The organism is Pseudomonas sp. CCI3.1, assembly GCF_034313985.1.
Taxonomy (GTDB): domain Bacteria; phylum Pseudomonadota; class Gammaproteobacteria; order Pseudomonadales; family Pseudomonadaceae; genus Aquipseudomonas; species Aquipseudomonas psychrophila.
Genome location: NZ_JAVIWO010000001.1, coordinates 3,771,170 through 3,791,360 on the forward strand (window position 1 = coordinate 3,771,170; position 20,191 = coordinate 3,791,360).

A 20,191-nucleotide genomic window follows, 5' to 3' on the forward strand; every position below is an offset into this window, starting at 1 on the left:
TCGGCCATGGGCGAGTTTGAGCTGATCCGCAATTTCTTCGCTGCCGCGCCCTGTGCGCAGGGTGGCGAAGGTGTTGCTCTGGGTATTGGCGACGACTGCGCCCTGCTGGATGTTCCCTTCGGGGAACAGCTGGCGATTTCCACCGACACCCTGGTAGCCGGGGTGCACTTCGCAGATCCTTGCGACCCTTTCTTGCTCGGTCAGCGTTCGCTGGCGGTGGCGGCCAGTGATTTGGCAGCCATGGGCGCAACACCCCTCGCATTTACCCTTGCCCTGACCTTGCCGACGGTTGAAGCCGATTGGTTAGAGGCTTATGCCCGCGGTTTAAACCTGATGGCCCAAGCCTGTGGTCTGCGTCTGATCGGTGGCGATACCACGCGCGGGTCGTTGTGCCTGACGCTCACGGTGTTCGGCCGGGTGCCCGCAGGCCAGGCCCTGACCCGCAGCGGTGCCCGCTCGGGCGACCTGCTGTGTGTGGGCGGTGAGCTGGGCAATGCAGCTGGCGCTTTGCCGCTGGTGCTGGGCCAACGCACCGCAGAGCCGATGATCAGCGAACCGTTGCTGACCCATTACTGGTCGCCACAGCCGCAGCTGGCGCTGGGTCAAGCACTGCGCGGCAAAGCCACTTCGGCACTGGACATCTCCGATGGCCTGCTCGCCGACTGTGGCCATATAGCCTTGGCATCAAAGGCGGGGTTGGTGATTGAGCTGGATCGAGTGCCCGTTTCGCTGGCGCTGGAAGAGTTTCTGGGCGACAGCGGTGCGCAGCAGGCTGCCTTGAGTGGCGGTGACGATTACGTGCTTGCGTTCACCTTGCCCGCGCTTGAGCTGCCGACGTTGCTGGCCGATGGTTGGCCTATCCATGTGATTGGCCGCGTGGTCGAAGGGCAGGGCGTGACACTGCTGGATGCGGATGGCTCAGACATCACGCCTGCAGTGCGCGGATATCAGCATTTTCACGCTTGACCCTGTGGGAGCGGGCTTGCTCGCGATGGCATCACCACGTTCAGCCTGATACACCCCATCGCCTGCTTCGCGAGCAAGCCCGCTCCCACAGGTACTGTGTGTGCCACAAGTCATCAAACTTTTAGATATTTATCCTCGGTAATTCAGCCTAAGCGTCTGTCGGAACCTCCTGTTACAATGCCGCCTCTGCGAATCTCCAGTCCTCAAACTGATCAGGAGCACACGGTGCCCGTCGTTTTCGTTGCCGCTTGCAAGTTGCCCACCCCCTTTGCCGAATTCACCATGCATGGCTTCCTTGAGAAAACCACGGGCCGTGAACACGTTGTGCTCAGTTTGGGCGACGTGACGGATGGTGCTCCGGTGTTGGGTCGGGTTCATTCCGAATGCCTGACGGGTGATGCCCTGTTCAGCCAGCGCTGTGACTGCGGATCGCAGCTCGAAGCGGCCTTGCAGGCCATTGCCCGCGAAGGGCGTGGCGTGCTGTTGTACCTGCGTCAGGAAGGTCGTGGCATTGGCTTGTTGAATAAAATCCGTGCCTACGAGCTGCAAGATGGTGGCGCCGATACCGTTGAAGCCAACGAACGCCTTGGCTTTGCTGCCGACCAGCGCGATTACGCTATCTGCCTGCCGATGCTTGAGCACGTAGGCGTGCAGTCGCTGCGCCTGATGACCAACAACCCGCGCAAGGTCAAAGCCTTGACCGATATGGGCATCACCGTGGCAGAGCGTGTGCCGCTGCACACCGGGCACAATCCGCACAACAAACTGTACCTGGCGACCAAGGCCAACAAGCTCGGTCACATGATGGGCAACCAGCATCAAAATGAGGCAGACCCGGCGTGACCCGTGGTCAGCGTCGTAGGCGCCTGAGCTTTAGTTGGTGGCAACAGCTGGTACTGACCCTGCTCCCGCTGCTGTTGGCCAACTGGTTTTTTGGCAGCTCCGAGCCGTTGCTGCCTGAACTGGCGATGCCGTTCTTCATCGCAGGCGTGGCATCGATGTTCGCGACCCTGCGCACGTTCGGGCCTTACAAGCATGGCCTGATCAACCTGCAAAAAGCCCTCGACACCCCGCAGGAACCGGCGGCTTGGGATGAGCTGGCACGTGTGCGTCACCGTGCCCTGCTGGCCGCAGGGTTCCCCACCTGGATCGCCGCTCTGGCCGTATTTGTCGGGCTTGAAGGTGTTCCGCTGTTGCTGCTGGCATTGTCGACACTGGTGCTGTTTTACCTCTACCGCATTCCTCGCCAGGTCGGCTGATGCGCGTCTGGCTGGCGGCTCTGCTGCTGAGCGCCAGCACGCCCTCCCTGGCCACCCCCCGTGTGGTCAGCCTGTCACCTTCTTTGTCTGAAATGGTCGTCGAGCTGGGCGCCGCCGATTTGCTGGTGGGGCGTCTGGATGCGGGCGAGCCATTACCGGAGCTGGCCAGCGTGCCCTCAGTGGGCCGCTACGGGCAATTGGACATGGAGCGCTTGCTCAGCCTTCAACCCGACCTGCTCTTGCTCTGGCCGGGCAGTGTGGGCATTGCACAGCGCGAACAGCTGCGTAGCCTGAAGATCCCGACCTACATTGGCGAGCCAGGCAGCCTCGATCAGCTGGCTGATCAGGTTGAAGCCCTGGCCGCTGCCCTTGAGCGCCCTGCGCGGGGGCATGCACTGGCGGATCAATTGCGTCAGCGTCTTGCCGGATTACGGGCGAAGTATCAGAGCGACAAGCCGGTGCGAGTGTTTTATCAGGTGTGGGATCAGCCTCTGTACACCATCGGTGGCGGGCAAATCATCAGTGATGCGCTGGCCGTGTGCGGGGCGAAAAATGTGTTCGACGACCTGAAGCTGCCGGCTCCGCAAGTCAGTATCGAGTCCGTTCTGCAGCGTAATCCCGAGGTGATCATTGCCAGCACCCAGGCGCAGCTGGATGCCTGGAAAGCCTGGCCGCAGATTGATGCGGTCAAGCATGGGCGTTTGCTGTTGTTGGCCGACAAAGGCCTGGAACGCCCAAGCGGGCAGATGCTGGAAGCGACAGCCAGGTTGTGTGAGCAACTGGCGTCAGAGCAGTAACCCTCCCTCAGTGGGAGCGAGCCTGCTCGCGAAGGCCTCAACAGAGCAGGCTCGCTCCAACAAAAAGTTTCACAGCGTTGGGGTCCAGGTGACGGCCAACTGCAGCGAGCGCCGCTCTTCGCGGTAGCCATAATAGCTGCCGTCATAGCTGTAAAGGGCGCGGGTGAAGCGCTTGTCCAGCAGGTTGTCGACCTTCACATCGAACCGCACTTCTGAACTGGCCTGCCAGTTGCCGCGCAGCCCCAGCACGCCATACCCGCCAATGGGCTGCTTGTTGTCTTCATCATTGAAACTGTTGCTCACCGCCTGCCAGGTAGCGCCTACCCCCACACGGTCAAATTGGCGGTCCAGATCCAGGCTCAACGTCCGTCGTGCGCGGCGGCTCAAGGTGTGGCCAGTGTCTCGATCACGGGGGTCGATGATCGCAATCCCCAGGCTGCTCTGCCAGCCGAACCACTCCTGCTGCACGGCGCTTTCGAAACCGGTAATTTGGGCCGCGCCGATGTTTTGCTGGATAAAGTTGGCGTCGGCCACAATCGCGTCACGAATGTCGGTGCGATACAGCGAGGTTTCCAGGCGGCTGGTGTCACTCAGCTGACTGCGCCATTGCAGTTCGTAGCTCTTGGAGTGCTCCGGTTTGAGATTCGGGTTGCCGAACTCTGGGTAGTACAAGTCATTGAATGTAGGTGCGCGAAACCCTTCGCTGTAAGACAGCAGTACATCGTTGTCGGCGTTGAGCGGCACAGTCAGGCTGGCGCTCCAGGTGTTGTGGCTGCCGAATTGCTGGTTCTGGTCGTGACGCAGGCCCAGCTCGGTCGAAAAGTAATTACCGTGGAAGCGGTGCTGGATAAAGGCGGCACGATTCCAGCGACTGTCTACGTCGAAAACGGTACTGCTGCGCACGCGGTCTTCATAGGTGTCTGCGCCCAGGATCAGGGTGTTTTGATCGTCCAGCGTCAGGTTGTTTTGCCAGTTGAGTGAGTCTCGATAGGTGTTGAAGCTGTAAACGTCAGAGCTAAGCTTGTCCCGGGTCTTTTCGCGGTTTTCGCTGTGGCCCAGTTCCAGGCGTGAATTCCAGCGCTCGGCAAGCTGGGCGTCGATAAAACTGCCGACGCTGCTGATATCGAAGTCGCTGTAAAGTTGCTGCCCACTGACCGTCAGGGTGCTCGGGTCCCAGCGACCAAACGAGTTGTCGAGTTCGGTCTTGCCGATATTCTTCATCGCGGTCAGTCCGACCTCAAGGTCCTCGCTCAGGTAGTGGCTCAGGTTCAGGCTCAGTGATTTGTTGCGATAGGCATCATGGTCGTTGTCGCTGGGGAAGGACTCGTGAGTACGGTTGATCCCCGCAGTCTGTTCGAGACTGCCGCTCAGGTTGTAGCGCGTTTGCGTATCCCCGCCGGATATCCCGACGCTGTTGTCTGAGCTGCCATAGCTGCCCATCGCGCTGCGGACTCGAAGCTGCGGGGCCTGATTGGCGCCACGGCGAGTGAAAATCTGAATCACCCCGCCGATCGCATCACTGCCGTAGATCACTGATCGCGATCCGCGCAGCACTTCTACGCGTTCGATCTGATCGATATTCAGGTACTGCAGGTTGCTGTCGGCCGAAGTGGCATTGGCCATGCGTTGGCCGTCCACCAGCACCAGACTTTGTGCCGACTTGGTGCCGCGAATATAAATCCCCGGCAAACCACCGCGCCCGCCGCTTCGCGCCACTTGAACCCCCGGTACCCGGCCCAGCAGGTCGGTCAGGCTGGTGGGTTGCAGGCGGTCAATGTCTTCACGGGTGAACACGCTGTTGGCGCTGCTGCTGTCCGAGCGCGCTTCAACCTGGCGATTGCCGGTGATCAGTGTTTGCGGGAGTTTGAGCGCGTCTTCGCGCTCAGCGGCGTTGGCCAGCAACGGGCTGCTGAGGATTAAAACCAGACGAAGGTGTTTCATGGGTGTTAAAAACTCCGTAGCCGCTGGCGAAGGAACGAGGCTGCGTTCGGCGGCGTAGCCGTCGTAAAATCAGCATGCGCGGTTTTTCAGTTACACCGCATGTTCTGATTTTACGATTGCTTCGCAATCGAACGCAGCCTTCGGCAGCTGCTACATATGCGAGTACATTTCCAGCTTTTCTACAGCCCCAGCAATGCCATGCGCTGGCGCACCGAGGCTTCAATGCCTGGCGCATCCAGGCCGCACTCGGCCAGCATCTGGCTCGGTTTGGCGTGCTCAACGTAGATGTCCGGCAGGCCCAGGTGCAGGACTGACTTGAGTACGTTTTCACGGGCCAGGAACTCGCTGACACCCGCACCGGCGCCACCCATGATGGCGTTTTCTTCGAGGGTCACCAACAGTTCATGGCTATCAGCCATTTCGCGAACCAGTGCTTCATCCATTGGTTTGACGAAACGCATGTCGACCACGGTGGCGTCGATTTTTTCTGCCACTTGCAGGGCTTCGGCCAGTTGCACGCCAAAAACCAGCATGGCGACTTTGGAACCCTGGCGACGAATCACGCCCTTGCCGATTTCCAGCGGCTCGAGGTTTTTTTCGATAGGCGCGTTTGGGCCAGTACCACGCGGGTAGCGTACTGCCGCCGGGCCGTTATACAGATGGCCGGTGGTGAGCATTTTGCGCAGTTCGTTCTCGTCGCTCGGGGTCATGATGACCATGCCCGGGATGCAACGCAGGAACGACAGGTCGAAACTGCCTGCGTGGGTTGGGCCGTCTTCGCCCACCAGACCTGCGCGGTCGATGGCGAACAGTACGTCCAGATTTTGCACGGCCACGTCATGCACCAACTGGTCGTAACCGCGCTGCAGGAACGTCGAATAAATAGCCACCACAGGCTTGGCGCCTTCGCAGGCCATACCGGCAGCGAAAGTCACAGCATGCTGTTCGGCAATCGCAACGTCGAAATAACGTGTGGGGAAGCGTTCGCTGAAGGCGATCAGGTCCGAGCCTTCTTTCATGGCTGGAGTGATGCCCATCAGACGCTCATCGGCAGCGGCCATGTCGCACAGCCACTCGCCAAAGACCGCCGAGTACTTCGGCCCGCTGGCCACTTTTGGCACCGCTTTCGGTGCGTTCAGCGGGTCAAGCTTGGTGATGGCGTGATAGCCAATCGGGTCGGCTTCGGCGGGAGCAAAGCCTTTGCCTTTCTTGGTGACGATATGCAGGAACTGCGGACCTTTGAGGTCGCGCATATTGCGCAGCGTCGCGATCAAGGTTGGCAGGTCGTGACCATCGATAGGGCCGATGTAGTTCCAGCCCAGCTCTTCAAACAGCGTGCCGGGTACCAACATGCCCTTGGCATATTCTTCGGTACGGCGGGCGATTTCCCAGGCGCCGGGCAAACGCGACAGCACTTTTTTGCTGCCTTCGCGCATGCTTGCGTAGGTACGGCTGGAGAGGATTTTGGCCAGGTAATTGGACAACCCCCCCACATTGCGCGAAATCGACATGTCGTTATCGTTGAGGATCACCAACATGTTGGCATCCACTTCCGGCGCGTGGTTCAGGGCTTCAAAGGCCATGCCGGCAGTCAGCGCGCCGTCACCGATCACGGCGATCGCCTTGCGATCGCTGTTCTGCAGGCGGGCGGCAATGGCCATGCCCAGCGCTGCGCTGATCGAGGTGCTGGAGTGCCCAACGCCGAAAGTATCGTACTCGCTCTCGGAGCGACGCGGGAAAGCGGCAACGCCGTCCTTCTGGCGCAAGGTCGCCATTTGCTCGCGACGGCCCGTGAGGATTTTGTGCGGATACGCCTGATGACCCACATCCCACACCAGTCGGTCGTCGGGGGTGTCGAACACGTAGTGCAACGCGATGGTCAGCTCAATGACACCCAGGCCGGCACCGAAATGCCCGCCCGTCTGGCCGACGGTATAGAGCAATTCCAGGCGCAACTCATCGGCCAGGGTTTCCAGCTCGGCTTCGGCCAGGCGGCGCAGACCCGCAGGCGTGCCTGCCCGGTCGAGCAGGGGCGTAGTCGGACGGTTGCGGGGAATCTCTTGAAACGTCGTTGGCATCAGGCGAATCGTTATAGGTATAAGAAGAGGCGGCAGTTTACCTTATGGAACGTAAGCTGCCCACGCAGTCTGGCACTCGTTAGTAAGACCTTGGCATTAGAGCTGTCAGAAATCATTACCGAGTGTGGCTTATCAGTGGCGGCGTTCAACGATATATCGCGCCAATTCACGCAGCGGTTCGGCACCTGCATCAAAATGCCGCAGGGCATTGAGTGCCTGATCGCGCAGATCCAGTGCATAGCCTTTGGCCTGCTCCAGACCCATCAGCGCCGGATAGGTCGGCTTGTCCCGTGCGATATCGGCGCCCTGGCGTTTGCCCAGAGTCGCGGTATCGCTTTCAACATCCAGAATGTCGTCCTGAACCTGAAACGCCAGGCCAATGGCCCGCGAGTAGGTGTTCAGTGCGTGCAGATTTTTGGCGTTGGCGTTGCTGCTGGCCAAGGCGCCCAGTTGAACACTGGCTTCGATCAGGGCTCCGGTCTTGTGCCGGTGCATGTTTTCCAACGCTGCCTGATCAAGTTTCAGGCCTACAGAACCCAGGTCAATGGCTTGTCCGCCGACCATTCCTGCCGGGCCTGCGGCCTTTGCCAGGGCGGTGACCATGCGCAAGCGAGTCTCGGCGTCCAGGGTGTTGAGTCGTGGGTCGAGCAGGGCGCTGAACGCCAGGCTTTGCAAACCGTCACCGGCCAGAATGGCGCAGGCTTCGTCGAATGCCTTGTGGGTGGTCGGTTGGCCGCGCCGCAGATCGTCATCATCCATTGCGGGCAAATCATCATGCACCAGCGAATAGGCGTGGATCAGCTCGACGGCACATGCCGCGCCATTGGCTTGTTCGGGCACGCTGCCCAGCGCCTGGCAAGCGGCATAGGCCAGTAGCGGGCGAACACGTTTGCCACCATTCATGACGCTGTAGCGCATGGCCTCGTAAAGACGGGCCAACTCCGGTGCCGGAGCGACAAGCAAGAGTTCAAGCGCCGCATTGACGCGTGCCTGGCTGCTGATCTGGTAAGCGTCAATCATTCGGACTGTTCCGCATCAAAAGGCTCTTGCGCCAACTCACCATCACGCTCAAGCAGGATCTGGACTTTCTGCTCGGCCTGGGCCAATGCGCCCTGACAATCACGGGTCAGGCGGATGCCTTGTTCGAAGGCGGTCAGAGAGTCTTCCAGCGACAGCTCGCCATTTTCCAGACGCTCGACCAGTGTTTGCAGGTCAGCGAGTGACTGTTCGAAATCCGGTGAAGCTTTTTTGCGGGCCATGGCGGCATTCTCGGTAGGCGTTAAAACCGGCTGACACTAGCAGACAGCAGGTTTTGGGGCAAATCGGGGGCGGCCTTCACCCTGCGGACTTTGAAGTGGATGACCTGGAAATGATGCCCTAAAGCCCGGGCAAGATTGAGCTTTAGCTCCATCGCCGGGCACGAAGGCTATGCCCTGTTGGGGGTTTACTCCTCAACCAAGTTTGCCGTCCGTGCCTTGACCCAGGCGGCCAAGGAGCTGGCTGTTCACGGCATTACCGTCAACGCCTATTGCCCCGGAGTTGTGGGCACTGACATGTGGGTCGACATTGACAAGCGTATGGCCGAAATCACCGGCGCTGCGATTGGTGCGACTTATGAAAAGTTTGTCAGCGGGATAGCCTTGGGTCGGGCAGAAACACCGGATGACGTGGCGGCCTTTGTGTCCTACCTCGCCAGCCCGGATGCTGACTACATGACAGGGCAGGCTCCGCTGATCGATGGGGGGCTGGTGTTCCGCTAAATCCCGCCGTTGCAACAACACTTGTGGGGGGCGAGCTTGCCTGCTCCCACTGTTCTTCAAGGCTCGTCTTGCAGGCGCAACCCAACTGGGTTTTTTCGAAAGCTTCAGATTCGCAGGCATTAAAAAGCCGGCTTGTGGCCGGCTTCTCGGGGGCGGGTTTGGCTTATTTTTGGTAAGCCGTACTCGCCTTCAATCGGGACATCCAGCGCGTTGCGGCTGGGTGTGGGGCGTGACGGCTTTTTGCGGTCTGGCCCTGCATTCCGGCTCGCTAGAAGCGAGGGGGATGCGCAAGTGCGGCAAATCATACTGGGATTGAAGTGCTTTTCCCACTAAAAGCCTGCCCAAACGCTATTCCTCCAGTGTGTAAGGCATCGGAGGGCGCCGGCGATTGAGCGTGGACCACCAAAATACCCATCCCAATATCCGTATCTGCTGCGCTTGGACTTCGGCGGCGCTGAACACTTCGTCCGCTGACTCCAGGTGGTTGTGGCTGCGCAGGCGCAGGCCGTTGTTGGGCAGGCGATAGACGTATTTGATGCGCAGCATGCCGTCCTGTTCGAGAGCATAAATTTCGCCGTCGACGATATGGGTCAGGCTGCGGTCGACGGCGACAGTGGAGCCGTCCTGGATTTTATGCGACATGTCGTTGCCGATCATGGAGATACACATGGCCTGGTCGGGGCTGACGTCCATGGCCTCCAGAACTGAACAGGTTAATCGCACGGTTCGGTCAGGAATGTGCACCACCCGAGTTTTGCCCGAGCCATCCGGGTGCAGGGCTTCGCTGTAGAAAGGCACTTCAACTTCGAGGCAGGCAGCAGGCTTGTGCGGCATCGGCGCTTGGTCAGGAGACGTTGCGTCGTTGCTGTCGGCAAACCCCGGGTGTTTGTTTCCTTCTCCTGTGCGTAACCAACGACTGTTGACGCACAGCAGCTCGGCGATTTCATCCAGCCGAGCCATGGGAATGCCTCGCTTGAACCAGTTGTTGACGTGCTGCGGCGTAACGCAGCGATTGGCTGCGAAGTCCGAAGCGGTTAAATGGCACTCCCGCAGGAGGGCTTTCAGGCGATCACCGGATGTATTCATGAACACAGAGTCTACGGGCAAGGCCGGCCTGTTTAAATAAACTAAACGTTCAAAAAAACATGGCTAAAACCAGAAAATTCCCAGTCCTACAGAGACCTTTCCTACGTCCATGGGATAAGCATTTTGAATGCCGTAAACGGGCTGTTTTGTTGCGTTTATGCGGGCATAAAAAAACCTCGGCGAGCCGAGGTTTTTTTAAGGGGTTACTTAGCCTTTGTAGGCAGCAACCGACTTCATGATCTCGGTGCGGGCGGCTTCTGCATCGCCCCAACCTTCGATCTTCACCCATTTGCCTTTTTCGAGATCTTTGTAGTTCTCGAAAAAGTGCTGGATTTGCTGAATCAGCAGAGGTGGCAGGTCGGTGTACTCTTTCACGTCAACGTACAGCTGGGACAGCTTGTCGTGAGGCACTGCAACTACTTTGGCATCGCCGCCGCCGTCGTCAGTCATGTGCAGGATGCCAACCGGGCGAGCACGGATAACCGAACCTGGAGCTACCGGATAAGGGGTAACAACCAGCACGTCCAGTGGATCACCGTCGTCGGCCAGAGTGTTCGGGATAAAGCCGTAGTTGGCCGGGTAGAACATCGGGGTAGCCATGAAGCGGTCAACGAACAGGCAGTCGCTGTCTTTGTCGATTTCATATTTGATCGGCGCGTGGTTAGCCGGAATCTCGATAGCGACGTAGATGTCATTCGGCAGGTCTTTGCCAGCCGGAATCTTGCTGTAGCTCATTGGGCGGTGCCCCCGTTAGTAGGCCAGTTTGGTTGGCCGATTTGGCCAAAAAGTGGCGGCGATTATAGGCGTATTCCTATAAGGACGTCACCCTTGGGCGATCAGTGCTGTGCGCGGTATTCGGGGTGTTCGGTTTGCAGCTGCTTGAGGCGTGCGAGGGTGTCCTGACGATAGAACAGACTCAGCTGTTGATAGACCAGCGGATAGGCATGGTTCAACAGGTCTGGCGCGCTGAAAAAGTACTCGCTGGTGACCGCAAAGAACTCGGCCGGGTTTTCGGCCGCATACGGATCAATTGGCGCGTGGTCCGCGTTGTGGTGGTCAAGATAGTGATTGAGGTGGTCGTAGGCCTGTTGCATGGCCTTGGTCCAGTCACTCACGTGCATGCTGCTGTGCAGTGGCGGCATGCCATTGGCAGAGCCATTGAGCATGTCCAGTTTGTGTGCCAGCTCATGGATGACCAGGTTGTAGCCTTCCCAGCCACCGCTCGACAGAACGCCAGGCCAGGCCAGAACCACCGGGCCATGCTCCCAGGCTTCACCGCTGTGATGGCCTTCCCACTCATGCTCGACGCCGCTGGAGTCTCGATGGCGTTGGGGGCTGATGAAGTCGTCGGGATACAGCACGATTTCGTGAAACCCTTGGTACCAGTCCAGATCGCCCAGATTGAGCAGCGGCAATTGTGCCTGAGCGGCCAGCAACAGCCGGCCCTCTTCGGTCAGCTCAACACCGGGCATGGCCGTCAGGTGTTTGTCCTTGAGGAACAACACGCTGGTGTCGCGCAGCCACTTGTCCTGCTCGTCATCCAGCCCGTCGAGAATGCTCAACCGCTGACGCACGCTGTGCCAGACATCGGGTGCCACCGGGTGTTGCGCCAGAATCCGCTGGCGCCGCCATTCAGTTAGAGACCACATGGTAGGCGAGTCCGATCAGGCTTTGGCTTTAGACGGAGTACGACCCATGCGGCTGCGGACTACGCCAATAATCATGGGTACCAGCGACAGCAAGATGATGCCTACCACCAGCAAGGACAGGTTTGTCTTGATGAAAGGTACGTTGCCGAAGAAGTAACCCAGGGTTACCAGGCCGCCGACCCACAAGATCGTGCCAAATACGCTGAACATGAAGAAGCGCGGGTAGAACATGCGTGCCACGCCGGCAACAAACGGCGCGAAGGTACGGAAAATTGGCAGGAAGCGCGCCATCGTGACGGTTTTACCGCCATGACGTTCGTAGAAGTCGTGGGTTTTTTCGAGGTAGTCGCGACGGAAGATTTTTGAGTTCGGGTTGCTGAACAAGCGCTCGCCTGCCGTTCGTCCGATCACATAGTTGGTGCTGTCGCCCAGAATCGCAGCCAGCATCAGCAAGCCCCCGAGCAATACAGGGTCCATGCCGCCGCCTGCCGCTACAGCGCCTGCGATAAAGAGCAGCGAATCACCCGGCAAGAACGGCATAACCACCAGGCCGGTCTCGCAAAAAATCACCAGAAACAGGATGGCGTAGATCCATGGCCCGTAATTGTTCACCAGCATGTCGAGGTACACATCGAGGTGCAGGATAATGTCGATCGGGTTGAAATCCATGTAAAGCACCTGTGTTGATGACCCGGCTCTGCAGGTCTGTGCGGGGAGGGGTAGGTAGTTAACTACAACTAATGTAGTTTTTTCGTACTTTTTTAAGGAATCGGATTATACGGATTGAGACGAATTCTGCTGATGGAGTTTGTAGCGAAGCGTGTATTGAATTTCCAGCTGTTCAAAACGTGCAGCCGTTGAGATGCAAAGCGAGGCTGCGACAAGGGTCGCAGGCACAGAAAGATACTCCAGCCGTGGGAGCGAGCCTGCTCGCGAAGATCATTCGCGAGCAGGCTCGCTCCCACGGGGGCTTGATCGTTACTCGCCCTTGAGCAGGAAGTTTTCGCTGGGGGCACCCACGTCCACGGTCTGTACCTGTGCTTCATCCTTCAAGTTGACCCCCGACAATTGCCGACGGCAGGCCTCGCGCATCAAATACGCCAGCCGATGAGCGGCCATGCCATAGCTCAAGCCTTCGAGCCTTACATTGGAGATGCAGTTGCGATAAGCATCGGTCAGGCCGATCTTGGGCGCATAGGTGAAGTACAGCCCCAGGCTATCGGGTGAACTGAGGCCGGGGCGCTCGCCGATCAGCATCACCACCATTCTTGCGCCCAGCAGTTCGCCGATCTCGTCGGCCACGGCGACACGGCCTTGCTCCACCAAAATGACGGGTGACAGTGACCAGCCCTCGGTGGCTGTGTGTTCTTCCATGCGCGCCAAAAAGGGCAGGGTGTGGCGATGAACAGCCAGTGCCGACAAACCATCAGCAACCACCACCGCCACATCGATCCCCCCGGGGTTGGCTTGGGCGTAGTCGCGCAATTGCTGTGCCGAGCTGTCGTTAAGCTTGCGCCCCAGATCCGGGCGTTGCAGGTAGCTGTGGCGGTCAATTGCGGCGCTGTGCAGCAACAGGCTTTCGCGTCCGCGCTCGCTCAATTGCGCGCTCAAGCCCGGGTGATCAAACGGTAAATGCACCGCATCACGGGCCTGGGCGTGAGCAAACTGAAAATCCAGCTGGGCCTGAGTCGGCATACTGGTGCCCGTGCGGCCCAGCGCAATGCGCGCCGGGGTCAGGCGGCGCAGTTCCAGCCACGGGTTAGGGCTTTGGGGCGGGGTGTTGGCCATGTTCAGCGTCCTCCCAAGTGAGCCAGCGCCTGGCGAAATGCGGGTGGCAATTGATGACCGAACTCAATCCGGCCGTCGGCCTGAGTGAAAATTCCGACTTTGCTCAGCCACTGTTCAAACTCGGGTGCAGGCTTGAGTCCCAGGGTTTTGCGCGCATACAGCGCGTCATGGAAGGAAGTGGTCTGATAGTTGAGCATGATGTCGTCCGACCCCGGAATGCCCATGATGAAGTTGATCCCGGCCACGCTCAGCAGCGTCAACAGGGTGTCCATATCGTCCTGGTCGGCTTCGGCGTGGTTGGTGTAGCAGATGTCGCAGCCCATCGGCACGCCCAGCAACTTGCCGCAGAAGTGGTCCTCAAGACCGGCTCGAATTATCTGCTTGCCGTTGTACAGGTACTCGGGGCCGATAAAGCCGACCACGGTATTGACCAAAAACGGTTTGAAATGCCGCGCAACGGCGTAGGCCCGCGTCTCGCAGGTTTGTTGATCCACTGCGAAATGGGCGTTGGCTGACAGCGCGCTGCCCTGACCTGTCTCGAAATACATCAAGTTGTTGCCCAACGTGCCGCGATTGAGGCTTAAACCCGCTTCATACCCTTCCTGCAATACATTCAAGTTGATACCGAAACTGGCGTTGGCCGCTTCGGTGCCTGCAATCGACTGGAACACCAGGTCCAGTGGAACCCCACGATTGATCGCCTCGATTGAGGTGGTGACATGGGTCAGTACGCAGGACTGGGTCGGGATTTCATAGCGCTGAATGATTGCGTCGAGCATGTTCAGCAAGTCGCAGATCGAGGCGATGCTGTCGGTGGCCGGGTTGATGCCGATCATTGCGTCGCCGTTGCCGTACAGCAGCCCGTCGAGAATGCTCGCGGCAATCCCGGCCGGGTCATCGGTGGGGTGGTTGGGCTGCAGGCGAGTCGAAAGTCTGCCGCGCAGGCCCATGGTGCCGCGAAACTGGGTGACGACACGGATCTTTTGCGCCACCAGAATCAGGTCTTGCACACGCATGATTTTCGAGACGGCAGCGGCCATTTCCGGCGTCAGGCCTGGCGCCAGGGCGCGCAGGCTATGTTCATCGGCCGCGTCGCTGAGCAGCCAGTCGCGAAAGCCACCGACCGTCAGGTGGCTCACGGTAGCGAAGGCTTGCAGGTCATGGCTGTCGATTATCAGCCGGGTGACTTCATCGGATTCGTACGGGATCAACATTTCTTGCAGGAAGTACGCGAGCGGGATATCAGCCAGCGCCATTTGTGCAGCGACGCGTTCGCCGTCGTTCAGGGCGGCCACGCCGGCCAAAAAATCCCCGGAACGTGCCGGGCTGGCTTTGGCCATCACCTCTTTGAGGCTGTCGAAGCGGTAGGTCTGGGTGCCAACCGCATGAGAGAAAGTTGCCATTCAGGGTGCTCCATGACGCCAGACGCAGCGCGTCTGGCGGATTTCTCAGCGGTTAATGCAGGGCCTTTTCGGCCTGTTGAATAGCCGCGAATTCCTCTTCCGGCGTGCCGGCCACCAAGTGGTGGCGACTGTAGAAAGCGAAGTAGGCAATTAATACTCCATAGATCACCGCAGCGCCAATCACCACCCGTGGATCTACCAGGAACCCGGCGACTACTGCGACGCAAGCGAGCACCAAAGCGATGCCTGAAGTGAAAATACCGCCCGGCGTGCGATACGGACGCTCCATTTTGGGGCGACGAATGCGCAGGGTGATATGCGCGGCCATCATCAGCACGTAGGAAATCGTTGCGCCAAACACTGCCACGAGAATCAGCAAGTCGCCCTGGCCGGTCAGCGACAGGCCGAAACCGATAATGCCGGGAATGATCAAGGCCAGAACGGGAGCCTTGCTCTTGTTGGTTTCGGACAGTTTGCGCGGCAAGTAGCCTGCGCGGGACAGGGCGAATATCTGACGCGAGTAAGCGTAAATAATCGAGAAGAAGCTGGCGATCAAACCGGCCAGGCCCACCAGGTTCACAAAGCTGCCCATCCAGGTCGAGCCGCCGTAAGCCTTGCTCAGTGCTTCAACCAGCGGATTACCCGAGGTCATCAAGCTGTTTGCCCCCGCGCCCCCTGGACCAATCACCAGAATCAGCAGGGCGAAGGTGGCCAGTACCAGCATGGCGCCAATCAGGCCGCGAGGCAGGTCGCGCTTGGGGTTTTTGGTTTCTTCAGCGGCCAGCGGCACGCCTTCGACTGCGAGGAAAAACCAGATTGCGTAGGGAATGGCGGCCCAGACGCCGACATAACCGAACGGCAGGAAGGGGCTGGCGCCTTTGGCTTCGGTGACCGGGATATCCAGCAGGTTGGCGACACTGAAGTGCGGCACCATCGCGACCAGAAACACCCCAAGCGCAATTGCGGCCACGGCGGTGATGATAAACATCAGCTTGAGCGCTTCGCCGACCCCGAAAATATGGATGCCGATAAAGATGATGTAGAACGCCAGATAGATCATCCAGCCGCCAATTCCGAAGAGCGACTCGCAGTAGGCGCCAATAAACACTGCAATGGCTGCGGGCGCGATGGCGTACTCGATCAGGATGGCGGTACCGGTCAGAAACCCGCCCCAAGGCCCGAATGCGCTGCGCGCAAAGCCATAGCCGCCACCGGCGGTGGGGATCATCGAAGACAGTTCAGCCAGCGAAAAGCACATGCACAAGTACATGGTGGCCATCAGCAATGTGGCGATAAACATCCCGCCCCAGCCGCCTTGGGCCAGACCAAAGTTCCAGCCGGCATAGTCGCCGGAAATCACATAGGCCACGCCCAGGCCCACCAGCAGGACCCAGCCGGCAGCGCCTTTTTTCAATTCTCGTTGTTGGAAATATTCACTGCCGACTTTTTCAAAGTCGACAGAGGATGCCGCCGAAGCGGGAGTAGGTTCGCTAGGCATGGGAGTCACCTGTTCTTTTATAGTTTGAGAAAATATGACAGGGAGCAAAGCAAGAGCTGGGCCAAAGGCTCGGTATAGAGCAGTTGAAACCCGTTGTAGGAGCGAGCCTGCTCGCAAACGGCCTTCGCGAGCAGGCTCGCTCCTACGGGTTTGCGGGCTTAGAAGAAGCCCAGCGGGTTGATGTCGTAGCTCACCAGCAGGTTTTTAGTCTGCTGATAGTGGTCGAGCATCATTTTGTGGGTCTCACGGCCAACGCCGGATTTTTTGTAACCACCGAACGCCGCATGTGCCGGGTACAGGTGATAGCAATTGGTCCACACACGACCGGCCTTAATTGCGCGGCCCATGCGGTAGGCGCGGTTGATGTCGCGAGTCCACAGGCCTGCACCCAGACCAAACTCGGTGTCGTTGGCGATCGCCAGCGCTTCGGCTTCGTCCTTGAAGGTGGTGATGCTGACCACCGGGCCAAAGATTTCTTCCTGGAATACGCGCATTTTGTTGGTGCCCTTGAGCAGGGTCGGCTGGATGTAATAGCCGGTTGCCAGGTCGCCTTCGAGTTTAGCCACTTGGCCGCCGGTCAGCAGCTCGGCGCCTTCAGCCTTGGCGATTTCAAGGTAGGACAGGATCTTGTCGAATTGCTGCTCGGACGCCTGGGCGCCGACCATGGTGTCGGTGTCCAGCGGGTCGCCACGCTTGATCGACTCGACTTTTTTCATCACCACTTTCATGAAGTCGTCGTAGATCGACTCCTGAATCAGTGCCCGCGATGGGCACGTGCAGACTTCACCCTGGTTGAAGAACGCCAGCACCAGGCCTTCAGCGGCTTTCTCGATGAAGGTTGGCTCAGCCTGCATGATGTCTTCGAAGAAGATGTTCGGCGACTTGCCGCCCAGTTCAACGGTCGACGGAATGATGTTTTCGGCAGCACATTTCATGATGTGCGAGCCCACGGGTGTGGAGCCGGTGAAGGCAATCTTGGCAATACGCTTACTGGTGGCCAGCGCTTCGCCAGCTTCCTTGCCGAAACCTTGCACGACGTTGAGGACGCCGGGTGGCAACAGGTCGCCGATCAGTTCCATCAGCACCGTGATGCTCAGCGGGGTTTGCTCGGCGGGTTTGAGGACTACGCAGTTACCGGCAGCCAGTGCTGGCGCAAGTTTCCAGGCGGCCATCAGCAGCGGGAAGTTCCAGGGGATGATCTGCCCGACCACGCCCAGCGGTTCGTGGATGTGGTAGGCCACGGTATTGCCGTCAATCTCGGCCGCGCTGCCTTCTTGTGCGCGGATGCAACCGGCGTAATAGCGGAAGTGGTCGGCTGCCAGCGGCACGTCTGCATTAAGGGTTTCGCGTACTGCTTTACCGTTGTCCCAGGTTTCGGTCACGGCCAGCAGTTCGAGATTTTGTTCGATGCGATCAGCGATTTTCAACAGCACCAGCGAGCGAGCCTGCACGGATGTCGCGCCCCAGGCATCGGCGGCGGCATGGGCGGCGTCGAGGGCTTTGTCGATGTCTTCTGCGGTCGAACGCGGGAATTCGGCGATGGCTTTGCCGTTCACAGGCGAGGTATTGGTGAAGTACTGGCCTTTGACGGGCGCCACGAATTCGCCGCCGATGTAGTTACCGTAACGGCTCTTGAACGAGACGATCGAGCCTTCAGTACCGGGTTGTGCGTAACGCATGGTGTGTGTCTCCTGGCTTTATTGTGCTTATGGGAGGACGCGCTGTGGCGCTGATACAAGCAGGAGCAAGGGCTGGGCCATATTTGTGAAGTCCTTGTAAACCGTGGCTTCAAGGCTTTTTTGAGGCGATTGGGCAGGGGGTGCTGTGACAGGGCTGATACAGCCGTTGTGACAATTTGTACCATCGACGGTACGGTCGACGACCGGTGAGTCAGTTCGTGATTGCAATGGGCCGCATGCCAGAGGATGCTGGGCATTCGGTTTGGACTGGATCTCTGTTGCCGCTGAGGGTGGGTTGCCTCTGTCGAGCGTGAGGCCACCGAAACAGAGCGGAGAACAATAAGAAATGCACAGCACCGATTTGAGCCGTCACGCACGGCAAGTCATAGATGTCACCCAAGGGCGCCCTCAAGGGTGCGACCCGTCTATCGTTCGTTCCTGGCAACGATGCCTTGAGGATTATCACCTCGATCCCGCACAAACCATCGCTCCGACCGTGCTTGAGCAAGGCCGCATTCTCGAAGGCCGCGAGCGGTTGCAGCAGGTGCTGAAAATCGCCGGTCATGAAATGAACAGCTTGCACCAGCAACTCTCCGGTGCCGGGCATGCTGTGCTGCTCACAGATGCCCGAGGGGTAATTCTCAACTGTGTCACCGCCCCCTCCGAGCGCAAGGTGTTTGAACAGGCCGGTCTTTGGCTGGGTGCCGACTGGAGCGAAGCGCGGGAGGGCACCAACGGGATTGGCACTTGTCTGGTGGAGCGCCAGGCATTGACGATCCATCAGGACGAACACTTTCGCGGTCGACATACCGGGCTGACCTGTTCGGCGAGCCCTGTGTTTGATCCCCAAGGTGAGTTGCTGGCGGTGCTGGATGTGTCTTCGGCCCGTCACGAAGCTTCGCGCCAGAGCCAGTTTCATACCATGGCGCTGGTCAATCTCTCGGCCAAAATCATCGAAAACAGCTACTTTCTGGGCCATTTCGAAAACCAGTGGCTGCTGCGGTTTCACCTGCAGGCGGAGTCGGTCGGGCTGTTCAGTGAAGGCATGCTGGCCTTTGATGGTGACGGGATTATTTGCGCCGTTAACCAAAGTGCCTTGAACCTGCTGGGCCACGTGCGTGACGGGTTGATCGGGCAATTGATCGAGAGTGTGTTCGATTGCCCGCGCGACGACTTGTTCGCCCGGGCCACTCCCCAGGCGACTACCAGTTGGCCGCTGCGCACTCGCGATGGCCGCCGACTGTTTGCGGCGCTGCGCGGTCAAGCACGACGTGCGCCTGTTCCGGTCGCGGTACATGTTGAGCCGCAATTGTCGCGCCTTGGCGGGATTTGTCTTGGGGATGAAGCCCTGCAGGTCGATTTTCGCCGTGCGTTGCGGGTGTTTGAGCGCGATGTGCCGCTGCTGATCAACGGCGAAACCGGCTCCGGTAAAGAAGCCTTTGCCAAGGCCGTGCATCAGGCCAGTTTGCGTAGCAGCCAACCTTTTGTGGCGCTCAACTGCGCGTCTATTCCGGAGAGCCTGATCGAGAGCGAGCTGTTCGGTTACCGCGGCGGCAGCTTTACCGGGTCCCGCAAGGAGGGCATGCAAGGCAAGTTGCAGCAGGCCGATGGTGGCACCTTGTTCCTGGATGAAATCGGCGATATGCCTCTGGCGCTGCAAACCCGTCTATTAAGAGTGCTGGAAGACCGTCTGGTGGTGCCGATTGGTGGCGAACCACTAGAGGTTAACGTGCGCATCATCAGTGCCACGCACCGCAACTTGCAGGAGCGCGTAGCCCACGGCAGCTTTCGCGAAGATTTGTATTACCGTCTTAACGGGCTGGAGGTTGGTCTGCCAGCGTTGCGCGATCGCACTGACAAGTCGCAGTTGCTGGACTTCTTGCTGGCAGAGGAGGCGGGCGGACAACCGTTGCGGATCAGCCAGCGCGCGCGCGAGGCGCTGCTGGAGTTTGCCTGGCCGGGCAACGTGCGCCAATTGCGTAATGTGCTGCGCACCCTGGCGGCTTTGTGTGACGACGACGTAATCCAGTTCGGCGACTTGCCTGCCACTATTCGCCTGGCTCCGTCCAGGGTCCCGGAACCTTGTGAGCACCCGCTTGAAGATGCCGAAAAGCACGCCTTGTTGCTGGCGCTCGAACTGCACCGCTGGCACATGACCCATACGGCGCTGCAATTGGGGGTTAGCCGCAATACCCTTTATAGAAAGCTGCGCAAGCATGGGATTGAGCGCTGAGCAGAGCGACTTCACGTGTGTGGGAGCTGCGGTCTGCCTGGCAAACCGCGGTGA

17 protein-coding genes and 1 pseudogene are annotated in these 20,191 nt (G+C 59.1%); 6 read left to right on the plus strand and 12 right to left on the minus strand.

Annotated features, from left to right (window positions below):
• The first annotated feature begins 6 nt into the window (after positions 1-6).
• The 4 genes from thiL to RGV06_RS17310 all read left to right on the plus strand — a co-directional run bounded on the left by thiL (position 7) and on the right by RGV06_RS17310 (position 3,022).
• Positions 7-966 carry a thiamine-phosphate kinase gene (gene thiL, locus RGV06_RS17295; protein ID WP_019824309.1) on the plus strand — a complete coding sequence of 320 codons (960 nt, stop codon included), beginning with the start codon at positions 7-9 and terminating at the stop codon, positions 964-966.
• 225 nt (positions 967-1,191) lie between these two features.
• Entirely contained in the window at positions 1,192-1,809 is a 618-nt protein-coding gene (gene ribA / locus RGV06_RS17300) for a GTP cyclohydrolase II (RefSeq protein WP_019824308.1), read from the plus strand.
• Positions 1,806-2,225: a hypothetical protein gene (locus RGV06_RS17305; protein WP_019824306.1), complete on the plus strand. Its 420-nt coding sequence runs from the start codon at positions 1,806-1,808 to the stop codon at positions 2,223-2,225. The genes ribA and RGV06_RS17305 overlap by 4 nt, the downstream gene beginning before the upstream one ends.
• Positions 2,225-3,022 (plus strand): cobalamin-binding protein, encoded by a 798-nt coding sequence (locus tag RGV06_RS17310; protein WP_046810537.1) that lies wholly within the window; start codon positions 2,225-2,227, stop codon positions 3,020-3,022. Before RGV06_RS17305 ends, RGV06_RS17310 begins: the two co-directional genes overlap by 1 nt.
• A 69-nt stretch (positions 3,023-3,091) precedes the next feature.
• Here the strand turns inward: RGV06_RS17310 and RGV06_RS17315 are convergent, their stop codons facing one another.
• The 4 genes from RGV06_RS17315 to RGV06_RS17330 form a co-directional block, all read right to left on the minus strand.
• Positions 3,092-4,963, minus strand: a complete 1,872-nt coding sequence (locus RGV06_RS17315; RefSeq protein ID WP_048351227.1) for a TonB-dependent receptor domain-containing protein — start codon at positions 4,961-4,963, stop codon at positions 3,092-3,094.
• A 179-nt stretch (positions 4,964-5,142) separates the two neighbouring features.
• Entirely contained in the window at positions 5,143-7,041 is a 1,899-nt protein-coding gene (gene dxs, locus RGV06_RS17320) for a 1-deoxy-D-xylulose-5-phosphate synthase (protein ID WP_198821345.1), read from the minus strand.
• Positions 7,042-7,173: 132 nt separating this feature from the next.
• Positions 7,174-8,061 carry a (2E,6E)-farnesyl diphosphate synthase gene (gene ispA / locus RGV06_RS17325; protein WP_019824299.1) on the minus strand — a complete coding sequence of 296 codons (888 nt, stop codon included), beginning with the start codon at positions 8,059-8,061 and terminating at the stop codon, positions 7,174-7,176.
• Entirely contained in the window at positions 8,058-8,300 is a 243-nt protein-coding gene (locus tag RGV06_RS17330) for an exodeoxyribonuclease VII small subunit (RefSeq protein ID WP_019824297.1), read from the minus strand. Before RGV06_RS17330 ends, ispA begins: the two co-directional genes overlap by 4 nt.
• Before the next feature lie 147 nt (positions 8,301-8,447).
• Here RGV06_RS17330 and RGV06_RS17335 point away from each other — a divergent pair.
• A pseudogene (locus tag RGV06_RS17335) lies at positions 8,448-8,801 on the plus strand (SDR family oxidoreductase); the annotation flags it as partial.
• Positions 8,802-9,149: 348 nt separating this feature from the next.
• Here the strand turns inward: RGV06_RS17335 and RGV06_RS17340 are convergent.
• The 8 genes from RGV06_RS17340 to RGV06_RS17375 form a co-directional block, all read right to left on the minus strand.
• Positions 9,150-9,887: a LexA family transcriptional regulator gene (locus RGV06_RS17340; RefSeq protein ID WP_322150673.1), complete on the minus strand. Its 738-nt coding sequence runs from the start codon at positions 9,885-9,887 to the stop codon at positions 9,150-9,152.
• Between the two features lie 207 nt (positions 9,888-10,094).
• Positions 10,095-10,622 carry an inorganic diphosphatase gene (gene ppa, locus RGV06_RS17345; protein WP_003444254.1) on the minus strand — a complete coding sequence of 176 codons (528 nt, stop codon included), beginning with the start codon at positions 10,620-10,622 and terminating at the stop codon, positions 10,095-10,097.
• 101 nt (positions 10,623-10,723) lie between these two features.
• Entirely contained in the window at positions 10,724-11,536 is an 813-nt protein-coding gene (locus RGV06_RS17350) for a zinc-dependent peptidase (protein WP_019824257.1), read from the minus strand.
• A gap of 15 nt (positions 11,537-11,551) precedes the next feature.
• Positions 11,552-12,205 (minus strand): DedA family protein, encoded by a 654-nt coding sequence (locus tag RGV06_RS17355; protein WP_019824255.1) that lies wholly within the window; start codon positions 12,203-12,205, stop codon positions 11,552-11,554.
• Between the two features lie 309 nt (positions 12,206-12,514).
• Positions 12,515-13,324, minus strand: coding sequence for an ethanolamine ammonia-lyase subunit EutC (gene eutC, locus RGV06_RS17360; protein ID WP_019824253.1), 810 nt, complete (start codon positions 13,322-13,324; stop codon positions 12,515-12,517).
• Between the two features lie 2 nt (positions 13,325-13,326).
• Positions 13,327-14,727, minus strand: coding sequence for an ethanolamine ammonia-lyase subunit EutB (locus tag RGV06_RS17365; RefSeq protein WP_019824252.1), 1,401 nt, complete (start codon positions 14,725-14,727; stop codon positions 13,327-13,329).
• A 52-nt stretch (positions 14,728-14,779) separates the two neighbouring features.
• Positions 14,780-16,225, minus strand: a complete 1,446-nt coding sequence (eat, locus tag RGV06_RS17370; protein WP_019824250.1) for an ethanolamine permease — start codon at positions 16,223-16,225, stop codon at positions 14,780-14,782.
• Between the two features lie 158 nt (positions 16,226-16,383).
• On the minus strand, positions 16,384-17,904 hold the full coding sequence (locus RGV06_RS17375; protein WP_019824248.1) for an aldehyde dehydrogenase family protein: 1,521 nt from the start codon (positions 17,902-17,904) through the stop codon (positions 16,384-16,386).
• 346 nt (positions 17,905-18,250) lie between these two features.
• Here RGV06_RS17375 and RGV06_RS17380 point away from each other — a divergent pair, with 346 nt between their 5' ends.
• On the plus strand, positions 18,251-20,137 hold the full coding sequence (locus RGV06_RS17380; RefSeq protein ID WP_322150678.1) for a sigma-54-dependent Fis family transcriptional regulator: 1,887 nt from the start codon (positions 18,251-18,253) through the stop codon (positions 20,135-20,137).
• The last annotated feature ends 54 nt before the right edge of the window (positions 20,138-20,191 follow it).